We start from the raw sequence: 20,088 nt of genomic DNA, 5'->3' as shown, positions 1-20,088 counted from the left end.
TTTTTGTTTTTTTAGTTTTAAATTCTAAATTTTTATAACTTTTTGTTCCCTTCCTCGGAAGGGTTAGGGATGGGTTTTTTAATGCAAACCGGCAATCCTATCATCCTCTAAAATCGCTTCGGTTTCTGTTTTTACTTTATCTAAAATATCATTAATATCATCTTCTGTGGAAATGACTCCGTCTGCCAACATATTCAAAATAGCTTTGTCTTGTGCGCGTCCTTTTAGCATTGCTTCACGATAACCAATATCCTCATTAAAGGTAACCAAACTATATTTTGAGGAATAGTCTTCTGGGAAGTTTTTCTCAAGTGCCATTTCAATTTTTCGTTTTTCTTGAAATATGGCTTGGCCGACATGATCTTTCATTTCGTGAAAATTATCAATCGCTAAATCGGCAATAGCATCAGTATCTGGTTTTCTTGTTCTTTCATACTCTGAAAATATAGCTTCCCAACCTTTTTCTTTATGTGTATCCAAAACTTCATCAAAAACCACAACATCTTCAAAAGAAGCGTTCATCCCTTGTCCATAAAATGGTACAATTGCATGTGCCGAATCTCCCATAAGCAACGTATTGCCCTTATAATGCCAAGGAGAACATTTAACGGTCCCAAGAGGTGCAGTTGGATTTTCAAAAAAGTCATCAACGAGATTTGGCATTAATTCTAAAGCATCAGGAAATTCTTTTTGGAAAAATTCGGTGACTATTTCAGGTGTGGTTAGGTTGTTGAAATTATATTCACCTTCATCGTAACTTAAGAACAGGGTTACGGTAAAACTACCATCTAAGTTTGGTAAGGCAATCACCATAAAATCGCCTCTTGGCCAGATGTGTAGGGCATTCTTGTAGGTTTTATAGCCACCATCTTCTGCCGGAAGAATGCTTAATTCTTTATAGCCATGTGTGAGATAATCTTGCGAAAAACTAAACAGAAACTTCTTTTCCAAGTAATAACTCTTTCGTAACGCAGAACCTGCACCATCTGTGGCAATAATACAATCCGCATCTTCTATAAACTCGTCTTTATTGTGGTAATCCTTGAACAAAGCCGTGGTTTTTTCAAAATCTACCGATTTACATTTTTTATTGAAGTGAATGTTTACGTTCTCATGCTTTTCGGCTTCTGTCAATAATAAACCGTTAAGTTCTCCTCTAGAAATGGAATTGATATATTCATAATCGCGACCACTGTAATTTGAAAGAAATGTGTTACCTTCTTTATCATGAAGCATTCGTCCATTCATGGGAATACAGAGTTCTTTTACTTTGTCTTCAATGCCGACTAATTTCATGGCCTTGTTACCACGATCTGAAAACGCTAAATTAATAGAACGACCTGCTGAGATATCTGTTTTACGTAAATCTGGGCGCATTTCGTAAACGTTGACGTTATAACCACGTTGCCCTAGTCGAAGCGCAAGGAGACTTCCGCAGAGGCCAGCTCCGATTATTAATATATTCTGAGCCCCATCTAAATCTTCCCCAGAAGGGAAGACTTTTTCACTGTTGCTATCTTTCGTATTGTTATTCATTATATTGGTAGTTAGTTCCTTCCCTCTGGAAAGGTTAGGATGGGCTTTAATTTCTCAACCATCAAATAAACATCCTCAAAAGAATTGTATAAAGGCGCAGGAGCACATCGTATCACATCTGGTTCTCGCCAATCACTTATCACTCCAGCTTCAGTTAGTTTGTTATGCAATGATTTATCTGCGTTCAAGACTTGTATTGAGAGTTGACAACCACGTTCATCTGGATTTTCTGGTGTGATGATTCTAATCACATCTTCTCCTAATTCCTTCAATAAAAACTCAAAATAGCCTGTTAGTTTTTTTGATTTTTTTATCAGTTTTTCCATTCCTACTTCATTAAACAAGTCTAATGAGGCTTTTATCGCTGCCATAGATAATATAGGCGGATTACTCAATTGCCAACCTTCGGCACCAGGTAGCACATCAAATTCATGACGCATATTAAAGCGGGTTTGCTTGTTGTGACTCCACCAACCTGTAAATCGGTTGAGGTCTTTGTTATAAGCATGTCGCTCATGTACGAAACAGCCAGATAGACTTCCTGGACCAGAATTTAAATATTTATAGGTACACCAAACCGCAAAATCCGCTCCTGAGTTGTGTAGATCTAAATTAACGTTTCCTGCGCCATGCGCACAGTCAAAACCAACCATGCAACCATGTTTATGACCTAATTCCGTAATACGTTTTAAATCAAAAAACTGCCCTGTGTAATAATTGACTCCACCAATCATTACCAAAGCGATTTCATTTCCGTGAGATTCGAAAATTTGCTCTAAATCTTCATAGCGCAATAACTCTTCTCTTTCTCTTGGTTTCCAAAGAATTAAGCCTTCGTCGTCGTCATAACCATGATGACGTAATTGAGATTCCACGGCGTACTTGTCAGATGGGAACGCATCACTTTCAATAAGAATTTTATAACGTTCTTTTGTAGGTTGATAGAACGACGCCATCATAAAATGAAGGTTCGCCGTTAATGAATTCATAGTAACGACTTCAATTGGTTTTGCACCAACCAAATTGGCAGTACTCTCTGTTAGGAACTCATGGTATGGTAACCACGGATTTTTAGCTTCGGTATGCCCTTCAACACCGAGATTTGCCCAATCTTTTAATTCTTGGTTGATATAATCTTTTGTGGATTTTGGTTGAAGCCCAAGAGAGTTGCCACATAGATAAATAAGCTCATTTCCATATTTGTCTTTTGGGATATGAAATCGTTCTCTATAGTTCGCTAATTCGTCTAATGTATCTTGTTGTTTGGCGTAATCTAGACCAGGTTTATAGTCGGACAATTTGGATTGATTTTCGGTTTGTAACAAAAATAAGGATTTAAAATGAGGGATTAAAGGTGTTTTTTCAATAGTAATTTTGGTTATCTTTAAGGAAACAATAAAGTTATGGGAAGGACAAAAGAATACACCAATGGAGAGGTAACCGTGGTTTGGCAAGCTGATAAATGTATCCATTCAGGTATTTGTGTAAAGGGTTCACCTGAGGTATTTCAACCAAAGGAAAGGCCTTGGGTTAAAATTGATGCCTCACCAACCAGTGAGATTGTTGAAACGGTTAAGAAATGTCCTTCGGGAGCTTTGAGCTATTATATGAATAATAGAGAGGATAAAACAGCTCAATCTTTAGAAACCAAAGTTGAAGTGTTGGAAAACGGGCCACTTTTGGTTTATGGCACGTTGAAAGTAACTCACAAAGATGGTAACGAAGAAACAAAAAATAAAACGACTGCCTTCTGCCGGTGTGGAGCTTCACAGAACAAACCCTATTGTGATGGTGCACATGTAAAGAAGGATTTTAGAGGGTAAAAGAAAAAGCACTTTAACTCGTAAGATAAAGTGCTTTGATATATATAGGCGCCAAAAGGCGGAAAATGTAAGCTATACGTTTTAAGTCGAAATGACGGACGTGAAACTTACATTATAGATTACAAAAGTAATGCCAAAAATTATATTTAATATTACTCCAATGTTATGCTAACGTCAGTAAAGTTTAAGTTCCAGTTACCGTTGTCTTTTTTGTGGTCAATGGCAATCTTTATGCCGTTAAAATCTTTATAGTTTTCGAAAGTCGTTGCCATTGATGGTTCTTTTGAGTTTCCTTTTCTGAAAATCCATTCTTCAATCATATAATCTTCATTGTAGAAAATATCATATGCATCACCAGGCGTATAGCCACCTTCTTTAGGATAGGTTATGGTAATCATATCCATTTTAGTTTTGCTAATTGGAGCTTCAGCTTTTTTGGGTTCTGAGATTGTTGCAGACGTATCCCAAACCAATTGAAATGGCACTAATAGCCAAAACTTGTCATTTATAAATGCTCTGTCAGCATTAGGAGGAACACTATCTAGTTCTGATCTCAGGAATTTTACATGTTGTTCGCCAGCTCGCATAACCACACTATCTTTTTTTGGAAACCATTCCCAAGATCTTCCACTACCTGGTATTGTGTCACGGTCAACTCTAAATGTGAATTCTATTTTTTCTACGTTTTTCCAGTTGTCGTAACCATGTGCATTTGCTATTTTTTCTGCAATGGTTAATTCTTTTGTTTCTTCTTCAATAACTACATTGTTTTCAGATTTACAGGCTGAAACAATTAAAAAACAAATCAAACCGAGATATATTGACTTCATATTAAAAAGATGTTTTAATTTTAACCACAAAATTAAGGCCCATCCCACCCTTCCCAAAGGGAAGGCGCGAAAACTTATTAAGAAAATGGAAGAGCAGACTAATTATTTTGAAGTAAATAAAGACACATGGAACAAAAAAGTAGGTGTACATGCGCAGAGTGATATGTATAACATGGAGGCTTTTAAAGCAGGCGAAACCTCTTTAATGCCTTATGAATTGAAAGCCTTAGGCGATGTTAGCGGAAAGTCTTTGTTGCATCTACAATGCCATTTTGGGCAAGATACCTTGAGTTGGAGTAGGATGGGAGCGAAATGTGTTGGTGTGGATTTAAGTGATGAAGGTGTTAAACTTGCCAAAGCACTTAATGAGGAATTAGAGCTAGATGCTGACTTTGTATGTTGTAATGTTTTGGATACATCCCAACATGTTTCTGAAACTTTTGATATTGTCTATACAAGCTATGGAGTTATAGGCTGGTTGCCAGACTTAAAGCCTTGGGCAAAAATGATTTCAGAACAGCTAAAGGTTGGAGGAACGTTTTACATCGTAGAATTCCATCCCATTTTATGGATGTTCGATTATGTAGATGGAAAACCACAAATGAAATATCATTACAACCAAAAAGAAGTGATTTATGAAGAATACGAAGGCACCTATGCAGATCAATCTTCAAAAATGGTAAGTAAAGAATACGGTTGGAATCACGGTTTAAGTGAGGTTGTGAATGCACTTATTGAAGCAGGATTACAAATAGACTATCTTAATGAATATGATGAAAGTCCTTATGATGTCTTTCCTGACCTAATTAAACTAGACAACGGCATGTATAAGATGAAGGATCAGCTGTTTCCGATGCTGTTTGAGATAAAAGCGACCAAAAAATAGTGTAGACCTTTCAGGTTTTAAAAGCCTGAAAGGTCAGATTACTTAATGCTTTGCTTCCGCTTTTAACAATTCAGGGAATTTTGCTTTAAACCTATTCAATCTTGGGATAGAAACAGCTACAATGTATCGTTGATTTGGATTGCGCTTTTCAAAATCTTGATGATAATCTTCAGCGACCCAAAACTTTTGAAATGGATAAACTTCTGCAGCAATTTCATCATCTAATTTTTTGGCCAGAGCTGCTTTTTTCTCTTCAATGATTTTTTTCTGTTCATCGTTCTGATAGAAAATAATTGAGCGGTATTGCGAACCTCTGTCAGGTCCTTGTCCGTTGACCTGTGTTGGGTTTTGGGAGCCAAAATACACATCGACCAATGTTGCAAAACTAACTACTTCCGGGTCGTAAATCACTTCAACAGCTTCTGCATGGCCAGTTCTACCGGTATTACTCGATTCGTAGGTTGGATTTTCCGTATGTCCGCCGGAATAACCGCTAATAACCTCGTCAACACCTTTTACGCTTTCGTAAATAGCCTCAACACACCAAAAGCATCCACTGGCGAAATAGGCTTTTGCCATCCCGTTTTCCATTGGGACTTCAATAGGTTCAGCGTTGATGACTTCTTGTTGTTTTGGGTTGCTGTTTTGGGCTGAGTTATGACAGCTAAATAATAAGGCTATGCTTAAAATGGATAATAATTTTTTCATAATCTATTTTTCTTTTTCATTCAGTCGTAGAAAAATACAAATCCTTAAAATGAATTTGTATAAAGTTATGCTAAATAAAAAAGCCTTTACAATCTGTAAAGGCCTTAAAACTATATTTTGAAAATGCTTATTTGCTTAACTTAGCAAATAACTTATCCATTTTTGCTTTTTCTTCTTCAGCTAATGCAGCATCCACTAAGATACGTCCACTGTGCTCATCTGTAATCACTTTTTTGCGAGAAGCGATTTCTACTTGCACCTGCGGTGGAATGGTAAAGAATGAACCACCAGAAGCACCACGCTCAATAGCGACAACGGCTAAACCGTTCTTTACATTGTTTCTTATTCTTTGGTATGCCTTCACCAAACGGTCATCAATTTTCTTTTGAAAATCTTCAGATTTGCTCAAAAGCGCTTCTTCTTCTTTTTCCGTTTCTTTTAAAATCTCGTTTAGTTCTCCCTTTTTGTGCTTAAGGTGTTCTTTACGGTCTTTTAAACGGTCTTTTGTTTCAGAAATAACTTCTTTCTTTTGCTCAATTTGAACTTTAAATTCCTTGATATGCTTTTCAGCCAATTGAATCTCTAACTCTTGAAACTCAATTTCTTTTGTTAAAGAGTTGTATTCTCTGTTATTTCTAACATTATTCTGTTGCTCGCTATACTTTTTGATTAAAGCCTTAGCTTCTTCGATTAAGTTCTTTTTGCCTTTAATCTCATCATCAATAATAGCAAGATTGTCATTTAATTTTTCTAATCTAGTATTCAGTCCTTCAACTTCATCTTCTAAATCTCTAACTTCTAAAGGAAGCTCACCTCTGACATTTCTTATTTCGTCTACTCTAGAATCAATTAACTGTAAATCGTAGAGTGCTCTTAGACGCTCTTCTACAGTAGCTTCAGCTTTTTTTGCCATAATTATAAATACTTTACCGGATTTGTATTTGTCTTTGATAAAACGACTGCAAAATTAGTAATTTTTTTCGAGAGATAGTCTACTAAAAACGATTTTGTGAACTGTTCACTTTCATAATGTCCAATATCTGCCAAAACAATGTCGTTTTCGGCACTGAAAAAATCATGATATTTTAGATCTGCTGTAACCAAAAGGTCTGCGCCTGAGGCTTTTGCAGCTCCGATGGCAAAACTACCAGAACCTCCTAAAACAGCAATCTTTTTAATGGGCTTATTCAAAAATTTAGAATGTCTAATACATTCTGTATTCATTTTAGTCTTAACGTATTGGAGGCATTCCTTTTCATTCATTTCGGTTTTGAGCTGACCGATCATTCCCATACCTATGTATTGATTTGTATTATCTAAAGTTGTGATTTCGTAAGCGACCTCTTCGTAAGGGTGTGCGTTATAGAGAGCTTTTAAAACTTTAGATTCTAAATGTTTTTTAAAGACCACGGAAATAGCCGTTTCATTTTCGGAATGTAATATACCTTTTTCGCCAACTGTTGGATTCGAATCTTCGTTGCCTCTATAGGTGCCTGTACCTTCAATATTAAAACTGCAAGAGTCGTAATTGCCAATATTACCTGCACCTACTTTGAATAATGCTGTTCTTAAGTCTTCTGCATTATCTCTTGGCACATACGTTTGTAACTTTTTTAAAGTATTTGGTTGAGGTATTAAAACCTTCTTATTCTCTAATCCTAATTGATCACAAATGATAGAATTAACACCTTGAAATGCGTTGTCCAATGCTGTGTGAATAGAAAATATGGCAATATTATTTTGAATAGCTTTTATCACCACACGCTCTACATACGATTTACCAGTCAGTTTTTTTAATCCTTTGAAAATAATTGGATGAAAACTTACGATGAGGTTACAATTGTTTTCAATAGCTTCGTCAACAACGGCTTCTAAAGTATCTAAAGTGACTAGGACTCCTGAGACGGATTGGTTTTTGTCACCTACCAATAAACCTACGTTGTCAAAATCTTCAGCATAGTTTAATGGAGCTAAATCGTGAAGTTGATTAATTACATCTTGTACGGTCATATGTGCAAATTTGTTTCAAAAATAATATATTTTAGTGCTCGTGAAGATTATCCGTATCATATTGTTTCCCTTTGTACCTATTTACTATGTTGTAACATGGCTGCGCAATTGGCTGTACGACAAGGGTATTAAGTCTTCTAAATCTTATGATTTGCCGATTATCTGCGTTGGTAATCTCAGTACTGGTGGCACCGGAAAGACGCCAATGATTGAGTATTTGATTCGATTATTGAAGGACAGAACATCTGTAGCGACCCTAAGCAGAGGTTATAAACGTATTACGGAAGGATTTGTATTAGGAGACGATGATGCCACTGCTGATACTATTGGTGATGAGCCTTATCAGTTTTATAGAAAATTTGAAGGCATTGAGGTCGCTGTTGATGGTGATCGCCAAAATGGTATAGAACAGCTCCTATCACTAGATAACAAACCTGAGGTTATTTTATTGGATGATGCCTTTCAACATAGAAAAGTAAAAGCGGGTTTTAATATTTTGCTAACCAGTTATTACAATCTTTACTTTACTGATATGGTATTGCCAACAGGAAATTTAAGGGAGCCACGTTCTGGTGCTAAACGTGCAGACATCATTGTTGTCACCAAATGCCCTAAGGATATAACTGAAGCTGAAAAGACTAAAATAGAATCTAAATTAAAGATAAGATCGCACCAGAAATTATTTTTTAGTCATATTGGTTATTCTGAGAATGTGATATCAAAGAATAAGAAATTAGAGTTAAAGTCACTACCAAGATTTACTTTGGTCACTGGTATTGCAAATGCTAAACCATTGGTTGGGTTTCTCGAAGAAAAAGGGCTGAAATTTGACCACAAAGAATACCCAGACCATTATAGCTTTAGACCCAATGATATAGAGATGCTGACTGAAAAAGAGATGATTTTAACGACAGAAAAGGATTATGTCAGATTATCTGACAATGAAAGTTTGGAAGCCAAATTGTATTATTTGCCTATAGAATTAATTATTGATGACGGTACTGTTTTTGATGAAGCAATCAAAGCATTTGTATACTAAAAGAAACTAGAGACCACCTCTTTACCCGAAAGTACATCGTAGAGTTTGCCTTCAAAATCTTCTTGTTTAAATGGCTTAGAGATGATATCATTAAAGCCTGCTTCACCAAACTCATGCATTTTATCTTCTAGAGTTACAGCCGTTAGCGCAAAGATGGTTAAGTCTTTATCAAAAGTTCTAATGATTTTAGTCGCTTCTAATCCGCTAATGCCTGGCATGTGGATATCCATTAATACTACATTGTATTCTGTAGATTTTACTTGCTCTATGGCAGCTTCTCCATTGTCAACAACATCGCAATAAAGTCCCATTTTGTTTAGGATTTTCTTGGTAATCATTTGGTTGATTTTGTTGTCTTCAACAATTAAAATTTTCACGTTACTTAAATCCAAATCTTCCATCTTATTAGATTTTTTAATTTCTGCTACTTTAGGTTTTTCAACATTTTCAGCTTTTTCTAAAGGAATTTCAAAAAAGAATGTAGTGCCTTTTCCGAGCTCACTCTTTAAGTAAATTTTACCTTTAAGAATCTGAATAAGTCCTTTTACAATAGATAAACCTAGACCAGTACCACCATACTTACGGTTAATCTGCACAGAGCCTTGGGAGAAGCTCTCAAACATGTGGTCTTGTTTTTCTTTCGTAATACCAATGCCATTATCTTCAATTTCAAAGCGCAGCGTGTACTTATTGTCCTTTTGATCAATTTTGTACGCTCTCACCCAGATGTCTCCATCTTTTGTGAATTTAATAGCATTTCCAAGTAGGTTAATTAAGATTTGGGAAATCTTTAATTGGTCACCATTATAAGTTTCTGGCAACGTTTCTTCATAGTCTAAATGTAATTTAGTGCCATTGTCTTTAGCTGAATTGCTCAAGGCAGAAATTACATTTTCTATTTTGTTTTTAAGGTTGAATATTTCTGGGTCTAATTCAACTTTATTAGCTTCAATTTTATTGATTTGTAGAATATCATTTATAAAAGTTAAAAGATAGTCTCCAGAGAATTTTAATGATTTTAAGTGCGGTACTTGATGCTCTTTTGGGTTTTCATCCAATAACATATTCGTTAGACCTGTGACAGCATAAAGTGGTGTGCGTAACTCATGTGTAACCGTTGACAAGAAATTGGCTTTTGTCTTAGAGGCAAGTTCCGCTTTTTCTTTCGCTACAATAAGCTCATCGTTCTTTTTATGTAGCATATTATTGGTCTTTAACCTAATGTTATTGTTTTTATATAACGATAAGGTTAAAAGCGATAAAATTGTTATTAGAGCAATACTTAATATTGTTGTAATCCTAGTGAAATTACTTTCAGCATTTACTTCTTCTAAGGTTTCTTTTAGCTGTGCGTTTTGTGCGTCCTTATATTGATTAATCGATTGGCTTGTAATGCCTGGTGCTAAATTTTCTCTCTTAACGTTAAGTATAGAATCTGATAATTGTATATGTTTTGTAATATTTTCTAGAGAACTTTTGTAGTCTCCTCTTTTTTTATGAATATCACTTAAGGTTAAATAGGCTTCATTAATATTTTCTAGAAGATTATATGATTTTGCTATAGACAGCCCTTCTTCGACTTGGGTTAGTGCCAAATCATTACTGTTAAGGGCACTAGAAACCTTACCTGTTTGTATTAGAGCACTACTTAAAATGGGTCTTTGGTCATATTTTTTTGCAATAATAACAGTTTTTTCTAACTGTGTTTTAGCTTCATCATAGCGCTCTAAGGCGATATAAGACTTTGCTTCGTTCAAAGTAACTTCAGAAATGTATTTTTCTAAGTTTTCTTGCTCAAATAATGTTTTGGCAGAATTATAATACTCTAGGGCATCAATATACTCTTCCTTTGTATTATGGATAACACCTTTAATATTATAGGTAATGGCGAGATTTGCGTAATCGCTGTTTTCGCGTTGAAGTTGAATGGCTGTATTAAGAGCTACATTAGCTTTATCCGTTTCACCTACAAGATATCTTACTTTCGCGATTTTTGTGTGAATTGACCCAAGACTTTTTTTGTCGTCAATTTTTTCAGCAATTTCTTTAGCCTTGTCTAGATTACCTAATGCATTATAATAGTCTCCACGATCGCTTTCTAGCTTAGCTTGGTTAACACGTTCTTGAAGTCTCATAGATAGCATATCCTCATCTTCGACATCATTTACTTGTGCGAAAACCAGACTGCAAAAACACGCTAAAAAAACAAATATGTAATATTTGATTCGGGACATTTCAGCTCACTTTATTTAAACAAATATAATTATTTATTCGACAAAAGTGCTTTTTTATCCGATAAATTGCAAATTAAATCTATAATTCTTGAACTATAGCCAGTTTCATTATCGTACCAACCTACGATTTTAACCATGTTTCCGATGACAGAAGTCATTTGAGAATCGAAAATACATGAGTGTGGATTACCCACAATATCTATTGAGACTATTGGATCTTCCGTGTATTCTAAAATACCTTTTGAGTTGGAATTTGAAGCCTTTTTAAAAAGCGCATTCACTTCTTCAATAGTAGTGTTTTTTTCTACGTTAATGGTTATATCCGTAAGTGAACCGTTAGCAACTGGGACTCTAATACCACAACCACCAATAACATCTGACAAATCTGGAAAAATCTTTGTCAAGGCTTTTGCCGCTCCTGTAGTCGTTGGGACTATAGATTGTCCAGCCGCTCTAGCACGTCTTAGATCTCGATGTGGCTGATCGTGTAAGCTCTGATCAGTTGTGTAAGAGTGTACAGTAGTGATATATGCTTGTTTTATGCCAAAATACTTATTGATCAAGGCAATCATTGGTGCAGCATTATTTGTTGTGCAAGAAGCATTGGATATTATGGTTTCAGAACCGTTAATACTGTCATCATTAACACCTAAAACTATGGTTTTTATATCGTCATCAATTGAAGGGACTGATAAAATAACACGTTTTGCTCCATTGTTTATATGATGTTGGAGATCTGATTTAGTTTTAAATTTACCAGTAGCCTCTATGACAAAATCAGGCTGAATTGCTTTCCAATCAATAGATTTTGGATGTGATTGATTATAAAGCGGAATCGAAGTGTCATTAACCAAAATATGACTTTCATCTGACGAAATATGATCCTTTAGAACACCATGAATACTATCGTACTTTAGCAAATGACTTAAGGTCTTGGCATCTGCCAAATCATTTATGGCAACAATTTCTACTTGTGGATGTTCTTGAGCTAACCTAAATACACGGCGACCAATCCTACCAAACCCATTAATGGCAACCTTAATCATTAGTTGATATGTTTTTGTGCCTTGTACGAAGATCTCACCAAAGCACTACTCTCTACATGTCTAAACCCAAGGTCTAAGCCAATTTCTTCAAACTCTTTAAACTCATCAGGATTGACAAATCGTTTTACCGGTAAGTGTTTCTTACTCGGTTGAAGGTATTGGCCAATGGTTACTACATCCACGTCGTTTTCTCTTAAATTGTGAAGTGTTTCTATAACCTCTTCTCGAGTTTCACCCAAACCTAGCATAATGCCAGATTTTGTTCTACGCTGACCTTGTTGTTTTAAGTATTTTAAAACTCCCATACTTCGGTCGTATTTAGCCTGAATCCTAACTTCTCGGGTTAATCGTCTTACAGTTTCAATATTGTGGGATACGACTTCTGGAGCAACATCTATAACTCTATCAATGTGTTTTTCTACACCTTGAAAATCTGGAATTAAAGTTTCAAGAGTCGTTTCAGGGTTCATTCTACGAACAGCCTTAACGGTTTCTGCCCACATAATACTTCCCATATCTTTAAGATCATCTCTATCTACACTTGTTAAAACCGCGTGCTTAATTTGCATTATTTTTATAGAGCGCGCTACTTTTTCAGGTTCGTCCCAATCTACAGTTTCTGGTCGTCCTGTTTTAACTCCACAAAATCCGCAAGACCGTGTGCAGACGTTTCCTAAAATCATAAATGTAGCCGTGCCTTCTCCCCAGCATTCACCCATGTTTGGGCAACTTCCGGAGGTGCAAATTGTATTGAGTTTATATTTATCTACAAGACTTCTGAGCTCAGTGTATTTTTTGCCAGTGGGTAATTTAACCCTGAGCCATTTAGGTTTACGTTCTGGTAAAATATTTGAAGCGACTTTGGTTTCCATTCATTTTCAATTTCGAGAAAGCAAAGATACAAAGTAATAAATTAAAACAGCCTACAAAGTGGTTAGATACCAAATGCTAAATCCTATAAGAAACAGTATGCCCATCCATGATAAAATATGAAGGTATAGACTTGGTCTCCATGCCTTGGGTGTGTGCTTACTGGCTATAAGTTTGTAATTGATAATGGCATAGAACGGTGCGGTAACAAATGACAGAATTGTTGCGATTTTTATAAGCAATCCCATTTCTGAGGCAAAGGCGAAAAAGATAAAAAGCGTACCTATGGTTAAAATTAAAATCCAGAACAAATAGCCATTCTTTTTTGGTTTGTCAAATAATAAATCTACACTTTTAGACATTGCTCTAGGTGAGGCGTCTAATGTGGTTATGGTAGTGCTAAACATGGTGGTTAATGCTGCAATTCCGATAATGATATAGGCCCAATTCCCTAAACTTTTGGTATATAAATCAATGAGCTGATTTGAGAAAACAGCAGCTTTCTCACTAAAGGTTTCGCCAGAGTTGAACATTACAAAATAACCGAGACAAACAAACGCTATACCCAAAATTATGGCTCCTATGTAACCAATATTAAAGTCGAGTAAAGCACTTTTGGGCGAAAATGTACCTTCGTCCTTTTTCTTTTCTATAGCCCAAATGGAATGCCATACGGAAATATCCAAAGGAGCTGGCATCCAACCCATAAAGGCAATTAAAAATGCAATTTCCACTTTACTTTCAGGTAAAATTTGAACTAGAGAAACTGAAGCTTCAAACTCGGTAAAAGCAAAATACACTGCAACTAATGTACTTATGGTCAGGGTAACGATTATAACCTTTATGAGCTTGTCTAAAGTACTGTATTTGCCTAAAAAGAGTATTAATAAGCAAATGGTTAAAATGATAACTGTCCAAATTTCAACACTGTCTATACTTTGAATGCCAAAATTTAAAAAACTTATATCTCCAAATAGGGAATTTGCCAACCCAGCTGTTACTATAGTTACCGCAGTTTGAATAGTAAACATAGTTGCAAGGCTCAAAATAAAATAAGCTATTAGTATGCCTTTACCTAGTTTACGATAACCTTCCAATAAACTTTCGCCAGTAGCAGACGCATATCTAGGGCCAAATTGAAAAAACGGATATTTAAATAAGTTAACCAGTAATAGTGCCCAAAGTAGGCCTAAACCAAAATCGGCTCCAGCTCTTGTGGATTGTACTAAGTGCGATACTCCTATTGCTGCACCTGCAAATAATAGTCCTGGACCTAGTTTTTTTAATTTTGAAAGCATTAGGATTTAGTAATAATGGCTGCCAAAAGTTTTTTTGCTCTTAAAAGCTTTACCTTAACATTATTGATAGGTTCGTTGAGATCTTCTGAAATTTCTTTGTAACTGAGTTCTTGAAAGTACCTAAGGTTAATCACTTCTTGATAATGCGGTTTGAGTTTTTTTATATCCCTAAGAAGCTTGGCAAGATTTTGTTCCGTAATGATTTTGTCTTCAGGTGTAGGCGAATCATCAATAATTTCTAGATAATGGTCCTCATCATCTTTTGATGTATTCCTAATTGTTCTATTCTGTTTCCTTACCAGGTCAATATGGATGTTTTTTGATATTGTAATCAGCCACGTTTTAAACTTATAGTCTTCATTGTAAGTGTCTATCTTGTCAAAAGCCTTTGAAAAGGTTTGGATGGTGATATCCTCAGCATCATTTTCATTTTGGGTGCGCTTTAATTGAAAGGCATAAACATCATTCCAAAAGGTGTCTAGTAAAAAATTGAACGCAATCTGGTCATTCTCTTTAGCTTTTATAATCGCGTCTTTTATTTCCAATGTTTGGGCTTAGATATAAGGTTAGCAATAAATATACTTAATTGTGTGCTAATTAAAAATAATTCTAGAAAAGGGGTAAGAAAGATAAGACCAACTTCATTAAGTTTTTTAGCAGCCAATCCAAAGCTAGCAAGCTGAACTATATAACGTAAAACAACAAGTGTTACTACCCATAGCCAATTATGACCAATTAAGAGTAGTAGCGTGCCTAAAATCAAGAATAGGAGCTGGGAAGTGTAAAACAAACCCAATAGAATTTGATGATTGCTTTTGTACAGACTAGCAGTACTGATATGTCTTCGCTTTTGTAAAATCCAATCTTTAAAAGAGGTTTTAGGCTCTGAAACTGTGAAACTTTCTTTAGAGACACAAATTGCTGTATTCTTGTCATCAGCAACCTCGTTTATAAATAGATCGTCATCTCCAGACTTAATGGCCATATGACCATTGAAACCGTTGTTGTTAAAGAACAATTCTTTTCTGTAAGCCATATTTCTTCCGACTCCCATATAAGCTAGCCCTAGACTTGCGTATGAAAAGTATTGTAATGCGGTAAATACAGTTTCAAAACGAACAAGGCTATTTAATAAAGAAAATCGCTTCTTGGCATAAGCTCCATAGCCTAGCACTATTGCTTTTTGATTGGAGAATTTGCTACTTATGTGCTGTAGCCATTTACTGGAATTTGGTCTGCAATCCGCATCAGTAAAAACCAGAAAATTATGTTTTGAAGCTTTTATGCCCAGTGTTAGCGCATATTTTTTATTTCCCCAAAACGCCTCGATGGGTTTGGCATCAACAATTTTAATATTGCTATGATGTTTTTTGAACCTCTCCATGACACTTAGGGTTTCGTCAGAAGAACTATCGTTAACCAAAACAATCTCAAAATCTGAATACTCTTGCTCTGCAATTAAGGGAAGATTTCGCTGTAGATTTTCAGCTTCATTTTTGGCACATATTATTACAGAAACAGGGATATGCTTTTTTAAGCGAACCTCTTCTCGTTTAATAGAGAACGAAAAAAGAAAAGTGAGATAATAAGTAATTTGAATACATACTATTACTAAAAAAGCAAAGAATAGTATTGTAAAACTCATTAAGGATTAAGAATGTTGAGGTTCGTTACAATCTTCAAATTGATCTGGAGTTTTTCCACAAAAACCACAAGCTTCCCCTTCTTTATTGAGCATTGGGTTTTGACTGGCACAAGTACCTGCAAATTCACCATCTTTTTTTGCCCATAGTTTTATGGCTATACCTGCTATTGCCAAGGCTAATAATCCTAGTGTTATAAGTAGTAATTTCATTAAGAAGAATCAATTTGATGCAAAGATAATGCTTTTGCTAATAAGTTATAAATCATATCTTGCCAACCTCATTAAAAAAGGCGCATTTAATTAAATGCGCCTTTTTTATTTATGATAGCAACTTCTGTTATTCTTTTTCTTTTAAAGATACCTCTGCTACCTCAGTATCGGTGGTGGTGTTCGCATCTCCTTTGTTACCAATTTTAATACTCAAGGCCAATGCATCTTCCATGTATGGTATTGGTCTCAATTTACGATCAGACTCGTCCAAAATACCTAAATTAACCATTCTGTCTTGTAGCTCAGCCCAAATTTCATAATGCTGATCTTTTGGCAATTTAGGTAATGTTATCACATCAATCATAGATGTTTTTTCAACAGGATTGATATATGCTACAGTTTTTAAATCTTTAGCACGGTCATTACCATTGATAACATATTTTCTTGCATCCGGATCGTTCAATTTGTTTAGCTCTCTAGATAACTCATCTAGTTTAGCATTGTTGTTTTCAATATCACTTCTTAGATCAAAGATTTCATCAACGACAACATTATTCTCGTTAGATAAATTTTGATTTTTTTGATATAACATAAATGATGTCACTGCAAATAATATAGCTGCTGCACTAGCGGCAATGCTATACCAAGGTGTCTTTCTGTTTTGGACCAACTGAATAACCTTTGTGTCATTAGACTCTTCCAAAGCATCTAAGATATTTGCCAAAACATTTTTTGGCACATCAACGGCACCTGCTTTGGCAATAAGTTCTAAATTATACTGCAACTTATCATAAGCTTTGGCAGCTTCTGGGAAGTTATTAATATAATATTCTACTTCCTTAGTTTCTTCACTGGAAGTCTCACCTACCAAATACTTATTCAGTAAGTTAGAATTTAAAAAACTATGTAATTTTGTTTCCATAATAAATATTTTTAAGGGTCGTAAACTTTTTTAAGTTCGCGCAAACCTATTTTTAATCTAGATTTAATAGTACCAAGCGGAATATCTAATTCATCACTCGCTTCCTGTTGTGTCATACCTTGAAAAAACAGGGCATCTAACACAATTTGGTACTTTTCTTCTAATCGTCCAACATGCTCTTTAATATCCATAACATCTTGGTTTAAATTGCTTGTTGGTAAGATATATACGTTTGAAGTATCAATTTGGACTTCTTTCTGGTAGCGATTATTAAAACTTCTGAGTTTATCTATGGCAGTATTTCTCGCAATACGGAATAACCAAGTGAATAATTTTGCTTTGCTTGAGTCGTATTTATGAGCGTTTTTCCAGACTTTTATAAAAGTCTCTTGCAAAGCATCCTCAGCTATTTCCTCATTTATTGTAATTTTTAAAATTACACCATAAAGGCTACTGGAATAGTTTTCATAGAGCAGGTTTAAAGCACGTTTATCTCCTTCTTTAAGGAAATCAATTATTTTTTGCTCTGTAGGTGTAATACTCAAAATGTTAAAATCTTAGTGTTTTTAGTTTATGTAACGTCCAAAAAGGATTTACAGACGTAAATATAAGTAATTAGGCCTTACAAGGTTAATAGCACATAATAAGTTAGAATAGTTTTCTCCCTTGAGAGATTGGTTAATAGCATTTTAAAAAATTATTCTAAATTAAAAAGCCGCAATTTAATTTGTGGCTTTTTGTTTATATAATATTGACCTCAGTTTCAATAGTGATATCAAAAATGCGCTTAATTGTCTTTTTAATTAAAAGAGCCATATCATAAATATCACTTCCTTTTGCGTTGCCGTAATTAACTAGTACTAGAGCTTGTTTATTGTGAACACCATAATCATTAAAGCGTTTACCTTTAAAACCAGCTTTTTCAATAAGCCAGCCCGCAGGCACTTTTATACTTTCATCAGAAAGCTTGTAAGAAGGGACTTCAGGGAAGTTTTTCTTAAGCTTTTCAAATTGGGCTTTTGAAATAATAGGGTTTTTGAAAAAACTCCCACTATTACCTATCTCTTTAGGATCTGGCAATTTACTTTGTCTTATGGCAATGACGGCTTTAGATACATCGCTGATTGTTGGATTGGTAACACCTGAAAGTTTCAATTGATCCTTTATAGCGCCATAATCCATATGTAATTTATGGCTGGTTTTGCTTAACTCAAAATTTACACTTGATATAATGTATTTTCCTTTTAGTTCTTGTTTAAAGATTGATTCCCTATAATCAAATTTACAATCTTCTTTGGTAAAAGTTTTTAGGGTTTGACTTTCTACATGCATGGCTTCACAACTCACAAAAACATCTTTGAGTTCCACACCATAAGCTCCGATGTTTTGAATAGGTGCTGTACCAACGTTTCCTGGAATAAGAGATAAGTTTTCTATTCCACCATAATTATGATTTAAGCACCAAAGTACAAGCTCATGCCAGTTTTCACCAGCCATAGCCTTTACAATTACCTTATCATCAGTTTCACTTTCAACTGTAATACCTTTTAGATTGATATGAAGTACCAAAGCTTCAATATCTTTTGTTAAAAGCATGTTACTCCCACCACCAAGAATAAAAAATGGATTTTTATACTGCTGTTCTAAAATGCTTTTAAGCTCTTCTACTGTAGATATATTACAATAAGAAGTCGCTTTTGCATCAATGCCAAAAGTGTTAAAAGGTTTTAATGAAACATTTTTTTCTATGGTCATTGGTCTTTATAAACTTTTAGTGCTTCTGCCAATATTTTTACAGCAATTCTTAAACTCTCTTCATTTAATACATACGCAATACGAATTTGATTTTTGCCAACACCAGGTGTTGAATAAAAACCAGCTGCGGGTGCAACCATTATAGTATTGTTTTCGTAATCGAAAGACTCTAAAAGCCAACGCGCAAAATCATCAGAATTTTTCACAGGCAGTTCAGCAATGCAATAAAATGCGCCATTGGGTTTAGCTACTTTTACACCTGGAATTTTTTCTAACTCTTCTATAAGAATGTTTCTACGCTTTACATACTCTTCAATAACATCATCAAAATAGCTTTGTGGAGTTTCCAAAGCTGCTTCACTTGCAATTTGTGCCAGTGTAGGTGGACTTAATCTAGCTTGGGCAAACTTTAAAGCCGTTTTAATGACCTCTTTGTTTTTTGAAACCAAATACCCGATACGAGCACCACACATACTGTAACGTTTAGAAACAGAATCGATGACTATAGCATGATTTTCTAGACCTGGTTCTTGTAAAATAGAATAGTGGGAGATGCCATCATAGACAAATTCTCTATATACCTCATCTGCAATTAAGAACAGGTCGTGCTTTTTAACTATCGAAGTTAGTTTTTTAATCTCTTCTTTTGAATACAGGTAACCGGTTGGATTCCCTGGATTGCAAATTAGTATAGCCTTGGTTTTTGGTGTAATCAACTTTTCAAACTCTTCAATAGGAGGTAAGGCAAAATTATCTTCAATTTTTGAGATCACAGGAACAACATTAACTCCTGAAGCTGTTGAAAACCCATTATAATTGGCATAAAATGGCTCAGGTATTATAATTTCATCGTCTTCGTCCATTATACTTCCAAAAGCGAATAAAAGCGCTTCACTTCCTCCCGTTGTAACAATAATGTCGTTATGGGTAACGTGTATTGAGTTACGCTCATAATATTTTGCTATTTTCCTTCTATAATCCTCAGAACCTTCTGAGCGTGAATAGGCCAAAATATCCAATGAATGCACTTTTACTGCATCTAATGCAATTGTGGGAGTTTTTATATCTGGCTGACCGATATTAAGGTAATAAACTATTTTTCCTTGTTTGTGAGCTTCTTCAGCATAAGGTACCAATTTTCTAATTGGAGATTCTGGCATATTAATACCTTTTCTTGAAATTTTTGGCATCGTTGTAGTTTTAAAGCGCTAAGTTCTGAAATTTCTTAAAGTTTATGTAAAAAATAACGCTTAAAATAAGTCGTAAGGTAAAGATT

Annotated in this window: 20 protein-coding genes; 3 read left to right on the top strand and 17 right to left on the bottom strand. The window is 35.0% G+C overall.

Annotation, left to right across the window (positions count from 1 at the left end):
* Positions 1 to 78 precede the first annotated feature (78 nt).
* Both ACQ65V_RS02100 and kynU read right to left on the bottom strand, forming a co-directional pair.
* Entirely contained in the window at positions 79 to 1,536 is a 1,458-nt protein-coding gene (locus ACQ65V_RS02100) for an FAD-dependent oxidoreductase (protein WP_430466686.1), read from the bottom strand.
* Between the two features lie 11 nt (positions 1,537 to 1,547).
* Positions 1,548 to 2,834, bottom strand: a complete 1,287-nt coding sequence (gene kynU, locus ACQ65V_RS02095) for a kynureninase (protein WP_430466685.1) — start codon at positions 2,832 to 2,834, stop codon at positions 1,548 to 1,550.
* Positions 2,835 to 2,939: 105 nt separating this feature from the next.
* On the opposite strand from kynU, the gene ACQ65V_RS02090 reads away from it, so the two are divergent.
* The gene (locus tag ACQ65V_RS02090; protein WP_430466684.1) at positions 2,940 to 3,359 is read left to right on the top strand and encodes a (4Fe-4S)-binding protein; all 420 of its coding nucleotides are present in this window, start codon (positions 2,940 to 2,942) and stop codon (positions 3,357 to 3,359) included.
* Positions 3,360 to 3,511: 152 nt separating this feature from the next.
* Here ACQ65V_RS02090 and ACQ65V_RS02085 read toward each other — a convergent pair whose 3' ends face one another.
* On the bottom strand, positions 3,512 to 4,189 hold the full coding sequence (locus tag ACQ65V_RS02085) for a hypothetical protein (protein WP_430466683.1): 678 nt from the start codon (positions 4,187 to 4,189) through the stop codon (positions 3,512 to 3,514).
* Between the two features lie 85 nt (positions 4,190 to 4,274).
* On the opposite strand from ACQ65V_RS02085, the gene ACQ65V_RS02080 reads away from it, so the two are divergent.
* Positions 4,275 to 5,075, top strand: a complete 801-nt coding sequence (locus ACQ65V_RS02080; protein ID WP_430466682.1) for a class I SAM-dependent methyltransferase — start codon at positions 4,275 to 4,277, stop codon at positions 5,073 to 5,075.
* A 42-nt stretch (positions 5,076 to 5,117) separates the two neighbouring features.
* On the opposite strand, the gene msrA is transcribed toward ACQ65V_RS02080, so the two are convergent.
* The 3 genes from msrA to ACQ65V_RS02065 form a co-directional block, all read right to left on the bottom strand.
* The gene (gene msrA, locus ACQ65V_RS02075; protein WP_430466681.1) at positions 5,118 to 5,783 is read right to left on the bottom strand and encodes a peptide-methionine (S)-S-oxide reductase MsrA; all 666 of its coding nucleotides are present in this window, start codon (positions 5,781 to 5,783) and stop codon (positions 5,118 to 5,120) included.
* Positions 5,784 to 5,910: 127 nt separating this feature from the next.
* The gene (locus tag ACQ65V_RS02070) at positions 5,911 to 6,696 is read right to left on the bottom strand and encodes a zinc ribbon domain-containing protein (RefSeq protein WP_155088440.1); all 786 of its coding nucleotides are present in this window, start codon (positions 6,694 to 6,696) and stop codon (positions 5,911 to 5,913) included.
* 2 nt (positions 6,697 to 6,698) lie between these two features.
* The gene (locus tag ACQ65V_RS02065) at positions 6,699 to 7,793 is read right to left on the bottom strand and encodes a Nif3-like dinuclear metal center hexameric protein (RefSeq protein WP_430466680.1); all 1,095 of its coding nucleotides are present in this window, start codon (positions 7,791 to 7,793) and stop codon (positions 6,699 to 6,701) included.
* Between the two features lie 40 nt (positions 7,794 to 7,833).
* Here ACQ65V_RS02065 and lpxK point away from each other — a divergent pair, with 40 nt between their 5' ends.
* Positions 7,834 to 8,832 (top strand): tetraacyldisaccharide 4'-kinase, encoded by a 999-nt coding sequence (gene lpxK, locus ACQ65V_RS02060; RefSeq protein WP_430468609.1) that lies wholly within the window; start codon positions 7,834 to 7,836, stop codon positions 8,830 to 8,832.
* On the opposite strand, the gene ACQ65V_RS02055 is transcribed toward lpxK, so the two are convergent.
* From ACQ65V_RS02055 to ACQ65V_RS02005, 11 genes are all read right to left on the bottom strand, one after another.
* Positions 8,829 to 11,066 carry an ATP-binding protein gene (locus ACQ65V_RS02055; RefSeq protein WP_273288760.1) on the bottom strand — a complete coding sequence of 746 codons (2,238 nt, stop codon included), beginning with the start codon at positions 11,064 to 11,066 and terminating at the stop codon, positions 8,829 to 8,831. The genes lpxK and ACQ65V_RS02055 overlap by 4 nt on opposite strands.
* 29 nt (positions 11,067 to 11,095) lie before the next feature.
* Complete coding sequence (gene gap, locus ACQ65V_RS02050; protein WP_430466679.1) at positions 11,096 to 12,112, bottom strand: type I glyceraldehyde-3-phosphate dehydrogenase; 1,017 nt, start codon at positions 12,110 to 12,112, stop codon at positions 11,096 to 11,098.
* Complete coding sequence (lipA, locus tag ACQ65V_RS02045) at positions 12,112 to 12,984, bottom strand: lipoyl synthase (protein ID WP_430466678.1); 873 nt, start codon at positions 12,982 to 12,984, stop codon at positions 12,112 to 12,114. The genes gap and lipA overlap by 1 nt, the downstream gene beginning before the upstream one ends.
* 51 nt (positions 12,985 to 13,035) lie before the next feature.
* Positions 13,036 to 14,280: an Nramp family divalent metal transporter gene (locus ACQ65V_RS02040; RefSeq protein ID WP_430466677.1), complete on the bottom strand. Its 1,245-nt coding sequence runs from the start codon at positions 14,278 to 14,280 to the stop codon at positions 13,036 to 13,038.
* Positions 14,280 to 14,825 carry an RNA polymerase sigma factor gene (locus tag ACQ65V_RS02035; protein WP_273288769.1) on the bottom strand — a complete coding sequence of 182 codons (546 nt, stop codon included), beginning with the start codon at positions 14,823 to 14,825 and terminating at the stop codon, positions 14,280 to 14,282. The genes ACQ65V_RS02040 and ACQ65V_RS02035 overlap by 1 nt, the downstream gene beginning before the upstream one ends.
* On the bottom strand, positions 14,816 to 15,925 hold the full coding sequence (locus ACQ65V_RS02030) for a glycosyltransferase (protein WP_430466676.1): 1,110 nt from the start codon (positions 15,923 to 15,925) through the stop codon (positions 14,816 to 14,818). The genes ACQ65V_RS02035 and ACQ65V_RS02030 overlap by 10 nt, the downstream gene beginning before the upstream one ends.
* Positions 15,926 to 15,931: 6 nt before the next feature.
* Positions 15,932 to 16,135 (bottom strand): membrane or secreted protein, encoded by a 204-nt coding sequence (locus tag ACQ65V_RS02025; RefSeq protein ID WP_155088448.1) that lies wholly within the window; start codon positions 16,133 to 16,135, stop codon positions 15,932 to 15,934.
* A gap of 127 nt (positions 16,136 to 16,262) precedes the next feature.
* The gene (locus tag ACQ65V_RS02020) at positions 16,263 to 17,057 is read right to left on the bottom strand and encodes an RNA polymerase subunit sigma-70 (RefSeq protein WP_430466675.1); all 795 of its coding nucleotides are present in this window, start codon (positions 17,055 to 17,057) and stop codon (positions 16,263 to 16,265) included.
* Positions 17,058 to 17,068: 11 nt separating this feature from the next.
* Positions 17,069 to 17,602, bottom strand: a complete 534-nt coding sequence (locus tag ACQ65V_RS02015; RefSeq protein WP_155088450.1) for an RNA polymerase sigma factor — start codon at positions 17,600 to 17,602, stop codon at positions 17,069 to 17,071.
* Between the two features lie 196 nt (positions 17,603 to 17,798).
* Entirely contained in the window at positions 17,799 to 18,812 is a 1,014-nt protein-coding gene (gene murB, locus ACQ65V_RS02010; protein ID WP_430466674.1) for a UDP-N-acetylmuramate dehydrogenase, read from the bottom strand.
* Positions 18,809 to 20,002: a pyridoxal phosphate-dependent aminotransferase gene (locus tag ACQ65V_RS02005; RefSeq protein ID WP_430466673.1), complete on the bottom strand. Its 1,194-nt coding sequence runs from the start codon at positions 20,000 to 20,002 to the stop codon at positions 18,809 to 18,811. The genes murB and ACQ65V_RS02005 overlap by 4 nt, the downstream gene beginning before the upstream one ends.
* Positions 20,003 to 20,088: the final 86 nt, after the last annotated feature.

Origin of the sequence: Winogradskyella ouciana, assembly GCF_965284585.1 — a bacterium.
Classification (GTDB): domain Bacteria; phylum Bacteroidota; class Bacteroidia; order Flavobacteriales; family Flavobacteriaceae; genus Winogradskyella; species Winogradskyella ouciana.
The sequence above is the reverse complement of the archived record's forward strand: the minus strand, read 5'-3'. Positions and strand labels throughout refer to the sequence as shown.

Bases quoted from the DNA above. Each gene is read 5' to 3' on its own strand.
- ACQ65V_RS02020 (WP_430466675.1), bottom strand. From the start codon at position 17,057: ATGGAAACAAAATTACATAGTTTTTTAAATTCTAACTTACTGAATAAG.
- ACQ65V_RS02090 (WP_430466684.1), top strand. From the start codon at position 2,940: ATGGGAAGGACAAAAGAATACACCAATGGAGAGGTAACCGTGGTTTGG.
- msrA (WP_430466681.1), bottom strand. From the start codon at position 5,783: ATGAAAAAATTATTATCCATTTTAAGCATAGCCTTATTATTTAGCTGT.
- ACQ65V_RS02065 (WP_430466680.1), bottom strand. From the start codon at position 7,793: ATGACCGTACAAGATGTAATTAATCAACTTCACGATTTAGCTCCATTA.
- ACQ65V_RS02025 (WP_155088448.1), bottom strand. From the start codon at position 16,135: ATGAAATTACTACTTATAACACTAGGATTATTAGCCTTGGCAATAGCA.
- ACQ65V_RS02040 (WP_430466677.1), bottom strand. From the start codon at position 14,280: ATGCTTTCAAAATTAAAAAAACTAGGTCCAGGACTATTATTTGCAGGT.
- ACQ65V_RS02005 (WP_430466673.1), bottom strand. From the start codon at position 20,002: ATGCCAAAAATTTCAAGAAAAGGTATTAATATGCCAGAATCTCCAATT.
- gap (WP_430466679.1), bottom strand. From the start codon at position 12,112: ATGATTAAGGTTGCCATTAATGGGTTTGGTAGGATTGGTCGCCGTGTA.
- ACQ65V_RS02030 (WP_430466676.1), bottom strand. From the start codon at position 15,925: ATGAGTTTTACAATACTATTCTTTGCTTTTTTAGTAATAGTATGTATT.
- ACQ65V_RS02085 (WP_430466683.1), bottom strand. From the start codon at position 4,189: ATGAAGTCAATATATCTCGGTTTGATTTGTTTTTTAATTGTTTCAGCC.
- murB (WP_430466674.1), bottom strand. From the start codon at position 18,812: ATGACCATAGAAAAAAATGTTTCATTAAAACCTTTTAACACTTTTGGC.
- ACQ65V_RS02055 (WP_273288760.1), bottom strand. From the start codon at position 11,066: ATGTCCCGAATCAAATATTACATATTTGTTTTTTTAGCGTGTTTTTGC.
- lipA (WP_430466678.1), bottom strand. From the start codon at position 12,984: ATGGAAACCAAAGTCGCTTCAAATATTTTACCAGAACGTAAACCTAAA.
- ACQ65V_RS02070 (WP_155088440.1), bottom strand. From the start codon at position 6,696: ATGGCAAAAAAAGCTGAAGCTACTGTAGAAGAGCGTCTAAGAGCACTC.
- ACQ65V_RS02100 (WP_430466686.1), bottom strand. From the start codon at position 1,536: ATGAATAACAATACGAAAGATAGCAACAGTGAAAAAGTCTTCCCTTCT.
- ACQ65V_RS02080 (WP_430466682.1), top strand. From the start codon at position 4,275: ATGGAAGAGCAGACTAATTATTTTGAAGTAAATAAAGACACATGGAAC.